The sequence below is a fragment of the Wolbachia endosymbiont of Cardiocondyla obscurior genome, from assembly GCF_902713635.1.
Lineage (GTDB): Bacteria > Pseudomonadota > Alphaproteobacteria > Rickettsiales > Anaplasmataceae > Wolbachia > Wolbachia pipientis.
Genome location: NZ_CACTIU010000131.1, coordinates 1 through 447, shown reverse-complemented (window position 1 = coordinate 447; position 447 = coordinate 1). Strand labels below are relative to the sequence as shown.

Annotated in this window: 1 protein-coding gene; it reads right to left on the bottom strand. The window is 35.8% G+C overall.

What is annotated here, in order from left to right; translation table 11 throughout:
* Positions 1-447: PD-(D/E)XK nuclease family transposase (locus WOCAOBSORBRA_RS06105; RefSeq protein WP_458694638.1), on the bottom strand; the 447-nt coding region annotated here is incomplete at its 3' end.

Below are 447 nucleotides of genomic sequence, written 5' to 3'. Positions count from 1 at the left end.
ATCGTAGGCTAACTTTATTATTGGTGCTTTTTCTGCTATTTTCCTTAAGTCTTCTTCCGTAGTTTCATCTGCATATTTGAAGAAAAATAACCAACGATCCACTATGCTTTCTAGCTGTTCTTCCTTATTCTTAGGAAATTTAGGTAGTTCAATAAATACAAATTGAAAATCTTTTAAGTCATGCTCATTGGTTTTCTCATCTCTTATAGTGTGGCTGGATATATAATCAAGCTTATCAGGAAATAAATTACAATTAGAGATAGCAATAAAGAAAACCTTCTTTAAATCAATGTACTTACCAGATTTATCAGCTTGCCTTGAGTAAGCCTTAGCAGCATATAGTTGAGCTCGTTTTTCGAAGCCTTTATCGCGAGTGAGCTGGTTAGGTAAGGAAGTAGTATTGCTACTACTCCCTCCCTTAGAAACGCAGCATGCAGGTTTCCCCAC